Source organism: Pseudoalteromonas sp. SR44-2, assembly GCF_014163745.1.
GTDB classification, from domain to species: Bacteria; Pseudomonadota; Gammaproteobacteria; order Enterobacterales; family Alteromonadaceae; genus Pseudoalteromonas; species Pseudoalteromonas distincta.
Map to the genome: position 1 here is coordinate 1 of NZ_JACJDW010000049.1, position 18,848 is coordinate 18,848.

Below are 18,848 nucleotides of genomic sequence, written 5' to 3' on the forward strand. Positions count from 1 at the left end.
AGTGCGTTTGCAAGCTCAACAATCTTATCTTCCCACTCTTTCTCGCCTTCTAACGCTTTAAGCGCAGAACCAGCGATTAGAGGTAAGTCATCACCTGGGAAATCGTATTCAGAAAGAAGTTCACGCACTTCCATTTCTACTAGTTCAAGTAGCTCTTCGTCATCAACCATGTCACATTTGTTCATGAACACAACGATGTAAGGAACGCCAACTTGACGAGAAAGAAGGATGTGCTCACGTGTTTGTGGCATAGGGCCATCTGTCGCAGCAACTACTAAGATCGCGCCATCCATTTGAGCAGCACCAGTGATCATGTTTTTAACATAATCGGCGTGACCAGGACAATCTACGTGTGCGTAGTGACGTGTAGGAGTATCGTATTCAACGTGAGACGTTGAAATAGTGATACCACGTTCGCGCTCTTCTGGAGCGTTGTCGATTGATGCGAAATCTTTAGCAACACCGCCGTATACTTTTGCAAGTACATTAGTGATTGCTGCAGTTAGTGTAGTTTTACCGTGGTCAACGTGGCCGATTGTACCAACGTTTACGTGCGGTTTTACGCGTTCAAACTTTTCTTTTGCCATGACGGAACCTATCAGTTTTGTGTATCTAAATTACATATGAAAATAATCCACCAAAGGTAGATTAAGTTAATCTTTTTCAAATAGTATTTTCTGACAGATAAAGGAAGTAATCAAGGAGATTCTTAGGACTGGTGCTGATAGGCAGAGTCGAACTGCCGACCTCACCCTTACCAAGGGTGCGCTCTACCAACTGAGCTATATCAGCAACACAAGAACTGGAGCGGGCAGCGGGAATCGAACCCGCATCATCAGCTTGGAAGGCTGAGGTAATAGCCATTATACGATGCCCGCATAAAAATCTGTTCTTAAACTACCTCTAACCGTCAAGAATAAAGTGGTGGAGGGAGCTGGATTCGAACCAGCGAAGGCTGAGCCGTCAGATTTACAGTCTGATCCCTTTGGCCGCTCGGGAACCCCTCCACGATAATTCTCTACTAATTCACTTCCGGTAAAAGGAAAGTGGTGCCGACTAACCGAGTCGAACGGTTGACCTACTGATTACAAGTCAGTTGCTCTACCAGCTGAGCTAAGTCGGCACTGCTTTAGTACGGGGCGAGATATTAGAGTAAGGTTTATTGGGATGCAACTATAAAATTAAAAAAAGTGTAAATTTTTAGTTTAAATGCTCAATATTCACGCGAAAACACGTTTTTTGCACTTTTTTATGTTGTTTTGCTTAGCTGGTGCCAGTAATTTAACCCCTTCATTACGAGTAATGAATCAAAAATACTTCCCTCAAATTGCTGTTGTAAAAGCAAGCCATAGCCACCAGCAAAAATTATTTGTACTTTTTGCTCTGTTTTTTTATCCGTTAAGTGCAACTTAGCTTGCTCAATTGCTCCAATGGTTGCTACTAAAGCACCATTTTTTAAACCATTAGGCGTATTTTTACCCAGTTCATTGGTAAATGGAGTTTTACCATCATCAAAAACACGTTGAGTATTTTGTGTAAGTGATGAGGTCATTAAATCAAGCCCAGGTAAAATCCAGCCACCTAAATGCAACCCTTCACTACTAAGCACATCAATTGTTGTCGCAGTCCCCGCATCAACAACAATGCATGCTGTGTTTGGATATAACGTAAATCCAGCTATAAGCGCAAGCCACCTGTCTATGCCTAAGTTAGCTACATGCTCGTAAGCGCATACAAGATCTCCAAGCGTTTTGGTTACCTTGGCTTCAAAACAAATAATATTATTGCTAGCCGCTTGCGCGAGAATATCGTTTAGTAAATCACTGCGCCCTACACATGCATAAATCACTTCGGTTATTTGCAACCAAGGCAGGTTATTTATATCTGCCGGTTGTGCTTGCTCGTAATGCCACAACACAGCTTTTAATGATGTATTTCCTACGTCGATCAATAATCTCATAATTGCGCCTTTCTAAGGGAGACTTCCCCACCGTAATAACTTTTTACTTCCCCGTCTTGGCGAATTCGTATTCCACCTTGTGCGTCAATACCTTCACATATTCCACGCCAACTTCGGTGTCCTGTGTTTAGTTCAACATATTCACCAGCAAACGCATTGAGCGAATTCCATTGCTCATACATAGCTTGCAAGCCTGTTTGACGATACTGCGCTAAACGCTGCTCTAAGTGGTGAGTAAGAGAAGCCACAAGTTGGTTTTTATCAAGCTTTTGAGTATGTTGATTTAAGTCGGTCCACGCTTGGTCTATATGCTGACTAAAGCTCTCAGGCATTTGTAAATTAATACCGATACCAATCACTAACTGACAAGGTCCTTGCGGTTGTCCATCTAATTCAACCAATACACCTGCAAGTTTTTGCTTATTTATATAAATATCGTTAGGCCACTTAAGTTCTACGTCAACTTGGTATAACGCTTTAATAGCATCATAAACAGCTAGGCCTACCGCAATTGATACGCCCATTGCAGCTTGTAAGCCGTCATCTAAACGCCAAAAATAACTGTAATACAGATTAGCGCCAAATGGGGACTGCCAAACACGGCCGCGTCTACCACGTCCTGCTTGCTGCATTTCAGCAACAATAACAGTGCCAGACTCAAGCGCTGTTTTGGCCTGTATACGGCGCATAAGCTCGCTGTTAGTCGAATCAATAATAGGGTGTACTTCTACATCGGCAGTATTTGCACCTAGCGCTTTGTAGTGCTGATCAATTTGCGTTTTATTTAAAAGGCCCACCTGACTATTCAAACAATAGCCTTTGCCAGTCACTTTAAAAATATCCAAGCCCATTTCTTGTAACGTTTTAATATGTTTACTTACCGCAGCTCGGCTAATACCTAGCTTTTCACCCAAGGCTTGGCCAGATACAAAGCCTCCTTGGTTGAGTGCATTTAAAATAGCGAGTTTGTTTCCATCAGGTGCTTTCATTACTTAGGCTCCGCGTTAATATGGCATTCGCTGCGTGCATCCATTAAACGTACTTCGTGCTCTAACTTAATGTTGTAACGCGTATAAACAACTTGCTGAATGTGTTTAATCATTTTTATTAGGTCGCTGCCTTCACTATTTCCGTGATTAACAAGTACTAGAGCTTGTTGTTGATGCACTTCTATACCAGCCTCGCGGTGCCCTTTTAAACCACTTTGATCGATTAACCAACCTGCCGCGACCTTGTGATGACTTTGCCCATATTCGTAATGAGGTAAATCGGCAAATTGCTTTAATAGTTCAGCTAACTGCTGGTTGGTTATTATAGGGTTTTTAAAAAAGCTGCCCGCATTGGCAAGTGTATATGGGTTAGGTAATTTGCTATTACGCGTTTTTATAACCTGATCGAATACAGCTTGCGGGGTGATGCTTGAGAGCTGCTGCAAAGGGCCATAACTTAATGCTGGTTGCCATTTTTTTGGGAGCGCTAAGTGTACTTGCGTGATCACCGCTTTATTTTTAAGGGCATGTTTAAATATTGAGTCTCTGTAAGCAAATTCACATTGCTCGTTATTTAATGAATGCATAGTTTTAGTGGTTATATCAAAGTACTCTACCAACTCAACAAATTTAGCTATCTCAACGCCATAAGCACCAATATTTTGTACCGGCGATGCGCCAACAGTGCCCGGTATAAGTGCTAGATTTTCAAGCCCTGGTATATTTTTCTCTAATAAATAGCTAACTAGTTGATGCCAGTTTTCGCCTGCGGCAATACTTATTAGTGTGTCGTTCTCGCGCTCGGTAATTTTAATACCTTTTAAAGCTATTTTTATAACCGTACCCATGTAGTCATTTAAAAATACGGTATTACTGCCCTCGCCCAGCAAACAAAACGGTGCACTAAAATTTTGCGTTTTAAGTTGCTCAAGCTGAGTAATTTCAACAAAATTTTGGCATTGGCTGTTTAATGCGAATGTATGTAAGGAGTGTAATGAATGCGCCACAAAGCTCTCTAAAAATACCGGTAACTAATCGCAATAGTTTACCTCATCGTCGCAAATGTGGCACTAGATTGTAAAAATCACTCAACCCGCCGTGTCAATCGTGATATAAAACCAGCACTTTTTTATTTGTGTTCAGAGTAATGATGAAAATTAAACCTCTTTTTTTAAGCCTCGCTATGGCGGGTATGTGTTCGCAAGCAATGGCTAATGCGATTGACCAAAACTCGTATGCTAACCTTGATGATGTTGTTACTACTCACTTAAACCTTGATTTAGATGTCGATTTTGCCGACAAGCAATTAGAAGGTTTTGTAGAGCATACTCTTCAGTGGAACAACAGCAAAAGTAGAACTCTCGTACTTGATACCCGCGACTTAGACATTGATAAAGTAATGTACAAAGATCAAAGCGGTAACTGGAAAAAAGCTACTTTTGATTTAGCTAAGCGAGATGACGTTAAAGGTTCAAAGCTTACTATTGTGTTTAAAAACCAAGCTGAAGTAGTTCGTATTTATTACAACAGTCGCCCAGAAGCTTCAGGCCTGCAATGGTTAACACCAGAGCAAACGGCAAGTAAAACGCATCCATTTATGTACAGCCAATCGCAAGCAATTCATGCACGTAGTTGGATCCCAGTGCAAGATACACCCGCAATGCGTGTAACTTACTCTGCACGAATTCATACACCAAAAGATATACGTGCTGTAATGAGTGCAGATAACAAAGATGCGCTTTATAAAGATGGCGACTACATTTTTGATATGCCACAAGCAATTTCACCTTACCTAATTGCTATTGGCGCAGGTAACTTAGAATTTAAAGCAATGTCGCATCAAACAGGCATATTTGCTGAACCGACAATTTTAGATGCCTCAGTTGCTGAATTTGACGACACCCAAGCCATGATCGATAAAACAAACGCGATGTACGGCGAATATGCATGGGGTCGCTACGACTTATTAATGCTACCACCAAGTTTTCCGTTTGGTGGCATGGAAAACCCACGCTTATCATTTATTACTCCAACGGTTGTTGCCGGTGATAAAAGCTTAGTTAACCTTATTGCTCATGAGCTTGCTCATTCTTGGTCAGGTAACTTAGTAACTAACGCAACGTGGGAAGATTTATGGTTAAACGAAGGTTTTACCTCGTACGTTGAAAACCGCATTATGGAAGAAGTATTTGGCCGTGACCGTGCGGTTATGGAACAAGCACTTGATTCAGCGTCTTTACGCGCACAACTTAAAACAATTGATGCACCAGATACACGCCTTAATTTAAAACTTAACGGCCGCGACCCAGACGATGCATTCAGTTCAGTGCCTTACACTAAAGGTCAATTATTTTTAATTTACCTAGAAAACAAATATGGTCGCGATAAGTTTGACCCGTTTGTAAAAGCGTACTTTAAAGAGTTTTCGTTTAAATCACTTACTACCGCGCAATTTGTTACTTACTTAAAAGCTAACTTAATTGAAAAGTATCCTGGTGTTGTAAGCATGGATAAAGTAAACGAATGGATTTTTGAACCTGGATTACCAAATGATGCGCCAAACCCTACTTCTGATGCATTTGATAAAGTAGATACTGCAACAGCAGCATGGCTAAAAGGCGACACAACTGCAGCTCAACTGCCAACAGCTGATTGGTCTGTGCATGAGTGGCTACACTTTTTAAATAACTTACCACGTGATTTAAGCCAAGAGCACATGGTAGAGCTTGACTCAGAATTTAACCTAACACAGTCAACTAATGCTGAACGTGCATTTGCTTGGTTTATGCTAGCAGTAGGAAATGGTTATCAACCAATTTACCCTGCACTTGATAAGCACTTATCAGGCATTGGCCGTCGTAAGTTAATTGTACCGTTATATAAATCACTCATCACTAACGGTAAAAAAGAGTGGGCACAAAGCGTGTACTTAAAAGCACGCCCTGGGTATCACCCTCTTGCACAAGGTACTATTGACGCATTATTTGAATAAATAGCGTTAACTAGAAACTAAAAAGGGCCAAATTTGGCCCTTTTGTTTTGCTATTTTTCTACTTTGTCACTTTTTCTAAAAAAGCCTTACGCTCTTCAGTTGTGGCTTGTTGCCACCAAAAATCAAGCATTTGCGGCGCACTTGGCATGCCTTTACCTGTAATGGGTGCTATCGGCTTTATTGGCTGACTAGGACGAGAAGGTCCTGCAGGCATTGTATTTTGCATTACCGGTTTATTGCTTACTAGCTGCGTGTTAGAAATAACACTTAAAGGCTTAGCAACAGCGCTACTTTTTGCTTTTAAACTAACTTGTGGTGCTTCTGCAAATACTTTTGCAGATACTGCATTTTCAGCACGATTAAACACTAAGGTATAATCTTTACCTGCTTCAACAGTTACACTTACCCAAAATGGTTCCGACTCCACAACTTCATGCGTGTCATAATCATCTTCATATAAATCGGTATATTTTAGCCTAAGCTGGTAAGTTCCTGGCGCAAGCTCTACATCATCAATACGGCTAAACAAAGAGCTTTCTAGCATTTTATCGCCCACTTGTAGTGGTACAATTTCTTCTGGAAAGTGAATGTTTTCAGCATTAGCCGAAAAACTAAGTAGTAATGCAACTGCACTACTTATTAAAATTGGTTTAAGCATATTAACTCCTTTATTTGATTTCAGTTTGACACTGCTTTGAAAGTTTGTCATTAGTGAGCTTAAAATTCATAACACTTAATTAGGAACACACTATGAGCCAAGAGACTATTTTTACCAAAATAATTAATCGTGAAATTCCGGCCGACATTGTCTACGAAGATGAAGACACCCTCGCATTTAAAGATATAAACCCACAAGCACCATTTCACGTGTTAATTATTCCAAAAAAAGCAATTGCTACTATAAATGATATAAACCCTGAAAACTCACATTTAGTAGGCAATTTATACGTTGTTGCGGCAAAATTAGCTAAGCAACACAATTTTGCTGAGGACGGATACCGCGTAGTCATGAACTGTAACGAACATGGTGGACAAACCGTTTATCACATACATTTACATATGCTTGGCGGTAAAGAAATGGGATGGCCACCTTACCAAAATGTAAAAAAAGTAAATTAATTAAAGATTTTTATCTAACTATTCTGCTCAACCAACTAATTACAAATGTTATGATTTTTCATGGTTATAAAGAATAAATAGTTACTTATTTGCAACATTTTATGTTTAAATAATCGTAAAATCGTATTTGTTATTGAGTGCTTCAGCGACTTTCTAATACAAAAGGTGCGGAAGTCGTGATAAACTTAAACAGTCAGCTTTATAAAAGAGTATAAAAACATGAGCAGTTCAGCCTTTTTGTTATTAGATCAAGAGCCAATTAACACTATTGGTATTAACGTTTTAGAACCTTTGTTAAAAACGCAAGGCCTTGACGTAACCACGGGTACTAATATTTTAGATATACCTGAAGGGACTCGACTTTTGTTTATCGAAACATCTAGCAAGGATGCATGGGGAAAACTAAAAGAACAACTAGTAAACCTACGTATTAAATGCGATATCATATTATTTAATCTAGACGAAAACCCTGAGCTTGCTAATCGTGCATTGTTGAGCGGTATTCGTGGCGTATTTTACACAACAGATAACGCCGATGTATTGATGAAAGGTATTCGCTTACTACTTGAAGATCAGCTTTGGTACCGTCGCGATATTATGTGTAATGCATTAAATCGTATGCTGCAATTTAATAAAGATGCGCTGCATAAACTAACCGAAGGCGATATTGAGCCTGTTAAACTTACTAAGCGAGAAAAAGCAATAATCTCACTAATGAGTAAAGGTTCGAAGAATAAAGAAATCGCAGAAGATTTAAGTATCAGTCCACACACAGTTAAAACACATTTATATAGCGCATTTAGAAAAACTAAATGTCGTAACCGTATTGAGCTCCTATCTTGGGCACAACAAAATATCCCTGATGAAATTCGTTAATCATATATTTAGTTTAAAATTAAAAACAGACACTTAGGTGTCTGTTTTTGTATGTGTTACACACTTATTGAATACCAATTTGCTTGCCTAAGTGATCTGTTTTGATAATTGGTATAAGTGTATACTTTTGATAATCTTAGTTTAAAACTACTTTGCTGGAATATTAATGCTCGACTCTTTCACTCTTTATTTTGCCAGCATCGCCATCATGGTTGTAATGACCTTACTTAACTTTTTAACATGGCGAACGAACAAACAAATATCGGGCACGCTGCTATACATTTTCTATCCCATATTGCTATTAGGCTCTGTTATTGGTTTTACGCTTGTTGGTGATACACATAACTTAGTAATTATTAGCGCTGCCAGTAGCATGATGTTTGCCGCATCAATAGTGCATTGTTTATCGCTCAGTCAGTTTTTAAATTATCACGGCATTGGTTTTAAATTACTTTGCTCAGTGACCGCTTTTTGCACTGTAATGCTTGGCTATTACACCTTTTTTGACCCATCTTTACACGAAAGAGTGATTGCATCCGATATACAGCACATAGCAGAAGCCGGTTTTTTACTCTTTATATTTATTAAGTACGCGCGCAAACCCTATCCTAATGGCAGCATTGTATACATAACCATTTTAACGCTTGTTGCTTTGAGCTTTATTGGCCGCTCGTTATTTATGAATAACATTGAACAAAAAAATCTTTTAGTAAACGGCTGGTTTAGCTCTTTATTATTTTTAAACGGGGTAATTGCGCCCATGTTTTATGCTGCAGGTATGGCCTTATTATGTAATGAGCGCAGAGAGCAGCACCTCAATAAACTCGCCGATAAAGCACAAAAAGACTTAGAAATACGCGGGCTCTTTTTATCAACAATAAGCCACGAAATTCGCACCCCACTAAACGGTATTTTAGGCAGCGCCCAACTTGTTATGAACCAAACAAGTGATACCCGCAATAAAGCCTATTGCGAGGCAATTATAAATTCTGCCGAATCACTTAATTTATTGGTAGATAAGGTCCTTGATTACGCGAGCCTAGATCAAAGTGACGAAGCGCTTTACGAAGAAGATGTAGAATTTAAAACATGGCTTAATAATTTATGTTTATTACTAAGCCCAATGGCCGAGCAAAAGCAGCTAAAATTTGAGCTTATCTATAATATTCCTGAGCAAGCCTGTTATTACTGCGACCAACAAAAACTTAGACAAATAATTATTAATTTAGTCGGTAACGCTATTAAATTTACAGATCACGGAACCGTTAAAATTCAGGTTGATTTAGTATTAGAAAAACAACTTGAGCACACGATAAAAATTAGTGTCAAAGATTCAGGACCAGGTATAGAAAATGATGAGATAGCCTACTTAACAGAACCTTATGTACAAAGTAGCGCAGGAAAAGAAAAAGGCGGAACCGGCCTTGGTTTAGCTATTACTAGCCGCCTGCTTGAAAAGCTCAGTAGCCGACTCGAAATAGCCAGCCAGCTTGGTACTGGTAGTGTATTTAGCTTTACAGTTACTTTTACTTTAGGTGAATTAAGCCTTGTAGAGCAGCGCCATCAAACTAAAGATTACTTAACAGGTCTTGATGTATTACTGGTTGAAGATTTAGATTTAAATCAAAAAATTGCTATAGAATTTATGGCCGACGATGAACACAAAATTAAGCTCGCAAAAGATGGAAAAAGCGCCATAGAGCTCATGCAAGCTCACCACTTCGATGTTGTTTTGCTTGATATGAACCTACCTGATTTAACAGGCCAAGAAGTACTTAAACGACTAAAACGCATAGATCATAAAAATCAACGAACGCCAGTACTCGCATTTACTGCAAGCCTTAGCCCTGACGAAGTAAAAGAGTATTTAGAATTAGGAATAAAAGACATTGTAGGCAAGCCTATTAAGCATAAAAAGCTTCGCCAAGCACTTAGCGACTCTCAATCTAATCAAACTGCGAGTATTGCAGTAGAACTTATTGATACCTTGTATGACAAAACAGCGGCCGAAACACTCACCAGCTCATTTAGTGAAGATGAAGTGTCTTCAATTTATAATGAATTTGTGCTTTCAGCGCGTAACAAGCTAATTCGCTGTCAAAAGCTTATTGACCAGCAACCAGAGCAATGCATTAAGCTTTTACATCGCCAAGCAAGTACCGCTCTGCAACTTGGTTTTAATCGCTATGGTATTGAGCTTAAAAAAATAGAGCGCCGTTTACTCGATAAAAAGCCACATAACGATATGCTTGATGAAGCGCTAGATCTGTGGCAACGCAGCTTAGAGCAATATTTAAAGTTTGTGCGAGGACAGTTAGAGTGAAATTAAAAAAGCGTTTAAGTTTTTTAAATTTTATTTTAGGTTAATCAAACCTCGCAACCTCTTCAAAGCTAAGCCCAGTAAAGCCATGGGCTTGCAAGGCACAAAATAGGTTTAAAGTAATATCTTTATCATTTACACGAGAGTCAAAAACGTAAGTGCCTTCAAATCGGTCTTCTGGCATTTTAAATATGCAGCTATGCTTTGGTAGTTTTTCTTTTTTGAACACCGCTTTTTGTAATCCGATATTTAAACTTGGCAGCATAAAAGTACTCATCTCAACATTTAATATACCCTCTATTTTTCGAGTGACATTATAAAAGTACCAATTATCATCACCGACATGGAAAGGCAGTAACTCTCCCGAATCTTCAAAAATATCTGCCAATTCATTTGCTACATGATCCCTTATAGCAAGACCCTGTAAATTTATTGCTGTCATATCACCTATCGGCGTCTCTTTTTCATTATTATAATGGGCACTAAAATTTATCAGTGTAGACTCTTTTGTAGAAGTATTAGGTTTCCATAACTCAGATTCACATAAAGTTTCATCATCAGGAAATATGACTCGATAATGATTCACGTCAGGTGTGATTTTATAAATGACTTTACTCATTAATATTGAAACGTCCTTTTTGGCATGAATTTTATTTTTAACCCCTTCCATATTTATCATCAAATCGCTCTATATCGCTTTCATCAAGTACAGTACCGGTTTGCACTTCAATGACAATTAACCGCTCTTTTTGATTATTAGCCAAGCTATGAATTTGCTTAGCCGCGATATAACACGATTGGTCGTGCGTTAGCGTATACGCTTGCTTATCAATACATACATTTGCAATACCCGAAACCACAACCCAATGTTCAGCACGATGCTGATGGCGCTGCGTCGAAAGCTTAGCACCGCTGTTAACAGTAATTTTTTTAACTTTAAAGCCAGTGCCTTCAACCAAAGTACGGTAATTCCCCCATGGGCGAAAAACCACTTGATGATGATTAAGTTTATCGGTCTGTGTTGTAGCAATTTTCTTAAGCAACAAAGGCAAAGAATCTAGCTCATTTTGGTTTGCAATTAACGTGGCATCATGAGTATGAATAATTGCTAAATTGCTTACTCCAAGCGTGGCAATAGTGTGCTCAGCCTCGTTAATAACTAAGTTATTAGTGCTTTTTTGAGCCATATAATTAGCATTTAAGCTATTACCGTTTTCATCTTTTTTTGTAAGCGCATCAAGGGATGAAAAACTACCTACATCACTCCATTTTAAATCAACAGGCATAACAACTACGTTATTACTGCGCTCTAAAATGGCGTAATCAATTGAATCGCTTGGGCAGTGCTCAAGCGCACTATTGCTTGGGCGGGTAAACCCTAAATCTTTGGTGAATTGCGCCGCTGCAGCGACACTCGTTGCTATTTTTGGCGCAAACCGTTCTAGCTCTTTTAAATAAGCCGCAGGGGTAAATAAAAACATGCCGCTATTCCAGCTATAACCACCTTGGGTTAAATAACAGTTCGCTGTATCTACGTCAGGCTTTTCTTTAAATTGTGCAACATCGTAACAACCTGTACCGGCAATAACTGCGCCTTGTTTTATATAACCATAGCCAGTATGAGGCTCTGTAGGAGTAATCGAAAACGTCACTAGCTTTCCTTGCTCGGCAAGTTTTACAGCTTCAGGGAGCTTAGCCGTTAATACATCAAAGTTTTTAATATGATGATCGGCAGGCATCACTAATAGCGGGCCGGTAATCCCATTTTGCAGTGCATAGTGGGCGGCTAATGCGATGGCAGGCGCGGTATTTTTACCTGTGGGTTCGAGTAATAATGCAGTAGGAGTTGAGCTTTCAACTTGCTCGGCGGCAATAAATCGGTGCTGCTCATTACACACTAAAATAGCATTATCAAACAACTCATTAGAAACACGCGCCAACGTACTTTGCAGCAATGACGTGCTTTCATTTAGTAGCGGTAAAAATTGTTTCGGCATTGCTTGGCGAGAAAGCGGCCACAAGCGAGAGCCTATGCCTCCAGCTAAAATTACAGGAGTGATTAAAGTATTCATAACGTAAATTAGCCGCCAACAAAAAATATCAGCGACTATTTTAACACCTTATTGGCTCTTAGCTAAATTAACGTGTTTATATTAATGTAAAAGAGTCTGCATCTAAATAGGCAGGAAACGCTGCTTTAAACTCATCCAGTGGCGCTTTTTCAAGCGTGATAGTAACTAGTTGCTCAGTGTTATCTTGCGCTTTAGTTAACGCATCGCCTTTGAAGTCGTATACTGCCGTACCGCCATTGTGCGCCACACCATTACCGTCGTCACCCACACGATTAACACCTACTACGTAACACAGGTTTTCCATTGCACGCGCCATAAGTAACGTATCCCAAATATGGCGGCGTACAGCAGGCCAATTTGCTACGTTTATCATTACATCGTAGTCGTTATTATTACGTTGAAATACCGGAAAGCGCAGGTCATAGCATACTTGCGGTAATAGTTTAAAACCATTGATTTCAAAAACTTTGCGCGCTTGCCCTGCTACAACATAATCGCCCTCGCTGCCTAAGCGAAATAAATGGCGCTTATCGTAATAACTCACCTCACCATCGGGTTTTACCCAATAAAACCGATTCGCTTTTTTATCGCCTTGTGCAACAAGTACCGAACCGGCAATAACCGCATTATGTTTATGAGCCTGTGCCTTTAACCACGTCAGTACTTTACCGTTTTCAGGCTCTGCACAATCTAAATTAATGGCAAAGCCAGTCGAGAATGTTTCGGGCAGTAAAATAAGATCGGGCTGATGCGTAATTGCTTCAAGCTGCTTATTAAACATGGCTAAATTAGCATCTTTATCAAGCCAATAAAGCGAGCTTTGCAATGCTGTAATGGTTAAAGTTGACATAATATTTGCGCAGCCTCTATGAGAGTGTTGTCGTTTTTAGCAAAGCATAAACGAATTACTTTGTCGGTTGGTGGATTTTGATAAAAAACACTTAACGGAATAGCCGCAACACCGGCTTGCTCAACTAACCAATGGCAAAATTCAACATCGTTTAAATCCGATACATCGCTGTAATCTAACAATAAAAAGTAAGTGCCTTGGCTAGGTAGAATTTTAAAACGGCTGTTACTTAAATGACTCGCTAATAAGTCGCGTTTTTGCTGATAAAACCCGCTTAGCTCATCTATATGCTCACCTTGCTGCTCGAGCATATCGGCAAGCGCATGCTGTGCGGGGGTAAAACTTGAAAACGTAACGTACTGATGAATTTTTCTAAATTCGACAGCTAAATCAGCAGGTGCAATACAGTAACCCATTTTCCAGCCCGTGCTGTGAAACGTTTTACCAAAACTCGATACAACAAAGCTTTTGGCAAATAATTCATCATCGCGTAATACGCTTAAATGCGGTTGTTCATCAAATGTAATGTGCTCATATACCTCATCGCTTATTACATACAAATTGTGAGTACCAACTAACTCTTTAAGCGCTTTTATATCTTGTGGCTGTAATATTTTACCGCTTGGGTTATGAGGCGTATTAATAATAATTGCACGGGTATTTTTAGTAATAGCTTGGCTTACTACTTGCCAATCAATAGTGTAATTTGGCGCACTTAAAGCAATGTGTACCGACTTTCCACCAGCGAGTTCAATTGCCGGTTGGTAAGAGTCATATGCAGGGTCAAATACAATCACTTCATCATTTGGGCGTACAATTGTTTGAATAGCCACAAACAATGCCTCTGTTGCACCCGAGGTAACAGTCACTTGATCAGCCGCGTTTATATCAGCTGCATATTTGCGCTTTGCTAAATCAGCAATTTGTTGCTGTAATCGTGGTACACCACTTGAAGGTGAATATTGATTAACGCCCTGCTGCACATAATAATTTAACTGCGTTTTTAAAAGATCAGGAGCATCAAACTCAGGAAAGCCTTGAGAGAGATTAATTGCCGAAAACTCATTAGCCAACCCACTCATTTGGCTAAATATACTAACGCCTAAATTTGGTAATTTACTTTCAAACACGTAATGCCCTTAATGATGGTTTTGCGCTTAAAGCGATGCTATCATTGCTTAAAACAGAAGTATAGCCGTCTAAAAATAATTAACTTTACGCTCATTAGTGAGGAATGTATGCAAAACAATACCGCTATTTCACAACTTATTGAAGCCGGAAAATGGGTTAGCCAAAAAGGCTGGGTACCCGCAACAGGCGGAAACTTTTCAGCTCGTACTAGCACTGGCTTTGTTGTTACAGCAAGTGGGCACGATAAAGGCTCACTGACACAAGAGCATTTTTTGCAATTAGATCACCAAGGCGAGCGCCTAGCAGGAGCTGTAAAACCATCGGCAGAAACACAGTTACACCTAAGTTTGTATCAGCTTATACCTGATGCGCAGTGTGTTTTGCATACTCACTCTGTAGCCGCTACCGTACTGTCGCAAATTACCCAAGGGCATCAGCTTGATTTAACAGGCTATGAAATGCAAAAAGCACTGAGCGGCTTTACTTCGCATTTAGAAACGCTGAGCATTCCTATTTTCGATAACGATCAAGATATTGACCGATTAAGCCTGCTGGTTAGTGACCATCATTTACATACACCTATAGAGCACGGCGTACTGATACGTGGCCATGGCTTATATGCAGTAGGACGTAATATTGATGAAGTTCGTCGCCACCTAGAAGCTTTAGAATTTTTATTTAGCTGCGAACTAGAGCGCCTAAAAATAATAGGTATTCAAGCGGGAGTAACTAAATGATTAAAGCCATTTTAACCGACATCGAAGGCACAATAACCCGTATCTCGTTTGTTAAAGAGGTGTTGTTTCCTTACGCAGCAAAACAGTTACCTACCTTTGTACGTGCCAATGCTAATAAGCCAGATGTAGCTGAGCAAATTAGTGCCGTAAAAGCGCTTATCGAAAAGCCAAACGCCGATATTGAAGAAGTCATTAGCACTTTACTTACCTGGATTGATGAAGATAAAAAAATCACTCCACTTAAGCAATTACAAGGCTTAATTTGGCAAACAGGGTATGAACACGGTGATTTTAAAGGTCATTTATACCCAGATGCATTTGATTTTTTACAAGCTCAACACAACAACGATATTACTTTATATGTGTACTCGTCAGGGTCAGTAAAAGCGCAGCAGCTACTTTTTAAATACAGTGATTATGGTGACATTCGCAGCTTGTTTACTGACTTTTTTGACACCAAAGTTGGCGCAAAACAAGAGCAAATGGCCTATAACACCATTGTGGAGCTGTTACCGTTTAAAGCAGCAGAAATACTCTTTTTAAGTGATGTAGCCGGCGAGCTTGATGCCGCGCAAGCTGCAGGCTTAAAAACACTACATTTAATTCGTGATGGGCAAGCAAGCACTAAAGCTCACCCTTATATTAATGACTTTAGCCAATTTAAATTGGAGCAATTAGTATGAGCCAATTAACAGTATATGCTGACAACGATGCAAGCAAAGCACTTGTAAGCACATCAAATGCTGATGATATTGCAAAGCAACTAGCTAAAGTAAACGTACGTTTTGAACAGTGGCAAGCAAATGCAGATATTAATGAGCACACCACCCATGAGCAAATTATTAGTGCGTACAAAAACGATATAGATCGGTTAAAAACTGAAAATGGCTATCAAACAGTAGACGTTATATCTCTAGCTAAAGGTAATCTTGGCGCATCAGAGCTGCGCAAAAAGTTTTTATTTGAACATACCCATAGTGAAGACGAAGTGCGTTTTTTTGTAAAAGGCCAAGGACTATTTTGCCTACATTTAGGCAATAAGGTTTATCAGGTACTTTGCCAACAAGGCGATTTAATTTCAGTGCCTGAACTTACCCCGCATTGGTTTGATATGGGAAGCGACCCTGAGTTTACTGCCATTCGCTTATTTAACAATACAGAGGGCTGGGTGGCAAAAAGCACTGACTCGTCTATTGCAGAGCAATTTCCGCTATTATCGTAAGTTATTCATTCACAACCTTGGTCCACACTAATAAACATAACGTGGACCAAAAATATCGCGAAGTTACTTAAGCTTTATGAGATCGCCATTTTCTACCTGACTTTGGTTATACACACCTGTATCTAACACCCACCCTGTGACCAGTTTTGCCGGCGTTATATCAAATGCAGGGTTATATACATTAGCATTGATGGGCGCCCATAAAGCCTCGCCAAAGCTACCGCTAACTCCGCGCACTTCTTGAGGATTACGTTGCTCTATTTCTATATCATCACCACACGCGGTGTTGGTATCAAGCGTGGTAATAGGCGCAACTACATAAAATGGAATGTTATGAAAATACGCAAGTACGGCTAAATTATAGGTGCCCACTTTATTGGCAAAATCACCATTGGCAGCAATACGATCAGCCCCTACTACTATTTTATCCACCTTACCTGCAGCCATTAAACTTGCCGCCATATTATCGCAAATTAATGTGTACGGTATTTCCCAGCGCTCAAGCTCAAAGGCCGTTAAGCGGCCGCCTTGTAATAATGGTCGTGTTTCATCAACCCACACATGTACGTTGCCATGTTTTTGCTGCGCTTTGTAAATAACACCCAGTGCAGTACCAATACCAGCGGTTGCAAGCGCCCCTGTATTACAATGAGTTAATATGTTGTCGCCACTATTTATAAGCTCGGCACCACGATTTGCCATTCGTTCACACAGCTCAATATCTTCAATAAACAACCGCTCAGCAGTACTAACAATACCGGCAACATAATCGCTTTGCGTTAAAGCTTTTCGCAATGCCGCCATACAATGCATTAAATTAACCGCCGTTGGACGAGTGGCTTCTAGTTCATTGATTGCTTTTTCAAGCTCACTTTTCACTACCCCTTGCTCAGCTAAATACGCCACTAACAAGCTCGCGCCTAAACCAATAAGTGGGGCTCCACGCACTTTTAAGTTAATGATCAGCTCTTTCATGGTTTCTACATCATGGCACTGATGCCATACCTGCTGGTGAGGTAGTAAATATTGGTCGAGCACACTAAGCGACCCGTTTTCATATTTTAAACTGCTTGCGATTAAGTTTTGCATAATGCTTAAGGTATTAAAAATGCGTAACGTTATTTTACACCACTTTGAATAACTCTCAAGTTAGACTTGTAGACATCTAAACATTTAAAAGTATAGAATGCTTAAAAGCTGATTTTGAGATTTAAACCATGACTAAGTATGTTGCTTTTAATGCACAGCGCGCTATCGATTACGTATCGACATTAATTGAATCTAAACAATGTAATTTTTTTGATTCCGGACAAACCTTATCGGCATATGAGTTTGGTGATGGCAATCTTAATTTAGTATTTAGAATTACTGATGAGCAAAACAATAGTGTTATTTTAAAGCAAGCTCTGCCTTACGCGCGTTGCGTGGGTGAGTCGTGGCCATTAACACTTGATAGAGCCCGTATAGAAGCGCAAGTTTTACTTAACCATGGTGCTATTTGCCCTACTTATACTGCTAATGTTTTACATTATAGTGAAATACAAGCCCTGACTATTTTAGAAGATTTAGGTAATTTACAAATATTGCGTACTGCACAAAATAATGCAGAGCAATTTCCTAAATTGGCACAGCATGTAGCTACCTACTTAAGCCACACCGGTTTTTATAACTCAGATTTTCACTTAACCGCGCAAACTAAAAAAGCGCTCGTTAGCCAATTTACTAATCCTGAGCTTTGCCAAATCACTGAAGACTTATTTTTTAGCGACCCGTACATTGGGCACGAACGCAATAACTACCCAGATCAACTACAAAGCGAAGTTGATGCAATACAAAAAAACAGCGCATTAAAGTTAGAAATAGCAAAATTAAAAGCTAATTTTTTATCTAAGCCGCAAACATTACTTCATGGTGATATGCACAGCGGTAGCATTTTTGTTGATTGTAATAATACAAAGATGATTGACCCGGAGTTTGGTTTTTTTGGTCCTGTTGGGTTCGATATTGGCTCTTTTATTGGTAATTTACTATTAAATTACTGCGCACAAGCAGGTCATATTGAAGACTTTGTAGCACGTCGCAATTACCAAACACATTTACTTAGCTGTATCGTAGACACCTATAGTTTATTTGAGCAGCAATGGCTTGAATTAATACGCACTAAAACAAAAGATGAATCATTAGCGCCAGTAGGCTATGCGCAATACTTTATGAAAAACGTATTACAAGATGCTGTTGGTTACTGTGGTGCTGAGTTAATTAGGCGCACTATTGGGCTTGCGCACGTAAGCGATATAGATAGTATTAGTGATGACAATGCGCGCCTTACAGTGCAAAAACAAACATTAGCACTAGGCGAGCAACTTATTTTAAATGCACAAACATGCAACAACAAAGAAGCATTCTTTAGTTTACTGATAAGCCAATTAAACTAAAAAGCATTAAAAAAGGCGCTATAAGCTGTCTCTTATACACAAATCCCTGCTAAGAAATTAGCGGGGATTTTTTTGAACTAAATCTCAATTTCATGATCAGATCTTCAAATCTTGTTTGAGGGCACATTATGATTAACGAACATAC

The 18,848-nt window shown here is 39.5% G+C and carries 18 protein-coding genes and 4 tRNA genes; 8 read left to right on the forward strand and 14 right to left on the reverse strand.

The window, feature by feature from the left end; genetic code table 11:
* The 8 genes from H5115_RS18800 to murB form a co-directional block, all read right to left on the reverse strand.
* A partial coding sequence (locus H5115_RS18800; protein WP_182756777.1) for a GTP-binding protein occupies positions 1-587 on the reverse strand: 587 nt, incomplete at its 3' end.
* Between the two features lie 129 nt (positions 588-716).
* Positions 717-792, reverse strand: a tRNA-Thr gene (locus H5115_RS18805).
* 11 nt (positions 793-803) lie between these two features.
* Positions 804-878: transfer RNA gene (locus H5115_RS18810), tRNA-Gly, on the reverse strand.
* Between the two features lie 44 nt (positions 879-922).
* Positions 923-1,007, reverse strand: a tRNA-Tyr gene (locus tag H5115_RS18815).
* Positions 1,008-1,047: 40 nt separating this feature from the next.
* Positions 1,048-1,123, reverse strand: a tRNA-Thr gene (locus tag H5115_RS18820).
* 126 nt (positions 1,124-1,249) lie between these two features.
* Positions 1,250-1,960: a type III pantothenate kinase gene (locus H5115_RS18825; RefSeq protein WP_182756779.1), complete on the reverse strand. Its 711-nt coding sequence runs from the start codon at positions 1,958-1,960 to the stop codon at positions 1,250-1,252.
* Positions 1,957-2,949: a bifunctional biotin--[acetyl-CoA-carboxylase] ligase/biotin operon repressor BirA gene (gene birA / locus H5115_RS18830; RefSeq protein ID WP_024606311.1), complete on the reverse strand. Its 993-nt coding sequence runs from the start codon at positions 2,947-2,949 to the stop codon at positions 1,957-1,959. Before birA ends, H5115_RS18825 begins: the two co-directional genes overlap by 4 nt.
* Entirely contained in the window at positions 2,949-3,956 is a 1,008-nt protein-coding gene (gene murB / locus H5115_RS18835; RefSeq protein WP_182756780.1) for a UDP-N-acetylmuramate dehydrogenase, read from the reverse strand. The genes birA and murB overlap by 1 nt, the downstream gene beginning before the upstream one ends.
* A 143-nt stretch (positions 3,957-4,099) precedes the next feature.
* Between murB and H5115_RS18840 the strand changes: the two genes are divergently transcribed.
* Positions 4,100-5,941, forward strand: a complete 1,842-nt coding sequence (locus tag H5115_RS18840; protein ID WP_182675545.1) for a M1 family metallopeptidase — start codon at positions 4,100-4,102, stop codon at positions 5,939-5,941.
* A 58-nt stretch (positions 5,942-5,999) separates the two neighbouring features.
* Here the strand turns inward: H5115_RS18840 and H5115_RS18845 are convergent, their stop codons facing one another.
* Positions 6,000-6,599: a DUF2057 domain-containing protein gene (locus H5115_RS18845; protein WP_182756783.1), complete on the reverse strand. Its 600-nt coding sequence runs from the start codon at positions 6,597-6,599 to the stop codon at positions 6,000-6,002.
* 92 nt (positions 6,600-6,691) lie between these two features.
* Between H5115_RS18845 and H5115_RS18850 the strand changes: the two genes are divergently transcribed.
* The 3 genes from H5115_RS18850 to H5115_RS18860 all read left to right on the forward strand — a co-directional run bounded on the left by H5115_RS18850 (position 6,692) and on the right by H5115_RS18860 (position 10,259).
* Positions 6,692-7,060, forward strand: coding sequence for a histidine triad nucleotide-binding protein (locus tag H5115_RS18850; protein WP_004334923.1), 369 nt, complete (start codon positions 6,692-6,694; stop codon positions 7,058-7,060).
* Between the two features lie 219 nt (positions 7,061-7,279).
* Positions 7,280-7,936 (forward strand): response regulator transcription factor, encoded by a 657-nt coding sequence (locus H5115_RS18855; protein ID WP_004334929.1) that lies wholly within the window; start codon positions 7,280-7,282, stop codon positions 7,934-7,936.
* Positions 7,937-8,102: 166 nt separating this feature from the next.
* Positions 8,103-10,259 carry a response regulator gene (locus H5115_RS18860; protein ID WP_182756785.1) on the forward strand — a complete coding sequence of 719 codons (2,157 nt, stop codon included), beginning with the start codon at positions 8,103-8,105 and terminating at the stop codon, positions 10,257-10,259.
* A gap of 40 nt (positions 10,260-10,299) precedes the next feature.
* Here H5115_RS18860 and H5115_RS18865 read toward each other — a convergent pair whose 3' ends face one another.
* The 4 genes from H5115_RS18865 to H5115_RS18880 form a co-directional block, all read right to left on the reverse strand.
* Complete coding sequence (locus H5115_RS18865; RefSeq protein ID WP_259396447.1) at positions 10,300-10,926, reverse strand: hypothetical protein; 627 nt, start codon at positions 10,924-10,926, stop codon at positions 10,300-10,302.
* Entirely contained in the window at positions 10,913-12,328 is a 1,416-nt protein-coding gene (locus H5115_RS18870; protein ID WP_182756787.1) for a mannose-1-phosphate guanylyltransferase/mannose-6-phosphate isomerase, read from the reverse strand. Before H5115_RS18870 ends, H5115_RS18865 begins: the two co-directional genes overlap by 14 nt.
* A gap of 76 nt (positions 12,329-12,404) precedes the next feature.
* A complete protein-coding gene (locus tag H5115_RS18875) occupies positions 12,405-13,178 on the reverse strand; it encodes an amidohydrolase (RefSeq protein WP_149601945.1) in 774 nt (257 codons plus the stop codon).
* Positions 13,166-14,308 carry a methionine aminotransferase gene (locus tag H5115_RS18880; RefSeq protein WP_182672410.1) on the reverse strand — a complete coding sequence of 381 codons (1,143 nt, stop codon included), beginning with the start codon at positions 14,306-14,308 and terminating at the stop codon, positions 13,166-13,168. Before H5115_RS18880 ends, H5115_RS18875 begins: the two co-directional genes overlap by 13 nt.
* 108 nt (positions 14,309-14,416) lie before the next feature.
* Here H5115_RS18880 and H5115_RS18885 point away from each other — a divergent pair, with 108 nt between their 5' ends.
* The 3 genes from H5115_RS18885 to H5115_RS18895 are packed head-to-tail and all read left to right on the forward strand — an operon-like array spanning position 14,417 to position 16,268.
* Positions 14,417-15,046 (forward strand): methylthioribulose 1-phosphate dehydratase, encoded by a 630-nt coding sequence (locus tag H5115_RS18885; RefSeq protein WP_004334937.1) that lies wholly within the window; start codon positions 14,417-14,419, stop codon positions 15,044-15,046.
* Positions 15,043-15,729, forward strand: coding sequence for an acireductone synthase (gene mtnC, locus H5115_RS18890; protein ID WP_182756789.1), 687 nt, complete (start codon positions 15,043-15,045; stop codon positions 15,727-15,729). Before H5115_RS18885 ends, mtnC begins: the two co-directional genes overlap by 4 nt.
* Positions 15,726-16,268 (forward strand): acireductone dioxygenase, encoded by a 543-nt coding sequence (locus tag H5115_RS18895; protein ID WP_182756791.1) that lies wholly within the window; start codon positions 15,726-15,728, stop codon positions 16,266-16,268. Before mtnC ends, H5115_RS18895 begins: the two co-directional genes overlap by 4 nt.
* A gap of 63 nt (positions 16,269-16,331) precedes the next feature.
* On the opposite strand, the gene mtnA is transcribed toward H5115_RS18895, so the two are convergent.
* Complete coding sequence (gene mtnA, locus H5115_RS18900; protein ID WP_182756794.1) at positions 16,332-17,357, reverse strand: S-methyl-5-thioribose-1-phosphate isomerase; 1,026 nt, start codon at positions 17,355-17,357, stop codon at positions 16,332-16,334.
* A gap of 128 nt (positions 17,358-17,485) precedes the next feature.
* On the opposite strand from mtnA, the gene mtnK reads away from it, so the two are divergent.
* Positions 17,486-18,703 (forward strand): S-methyl-5-thioribose kinase, encoded by a 1,218-nt coding sequence (mtnK, locus tag H5115_RS18905; protein ID WP_182756796.1) that lies wholly within the window; start codon positions 17,486-17,488, stop codon positions 18,701-18,703.
* Positions 18,704-18,848 lie beyond the last annotated feature (145 nt).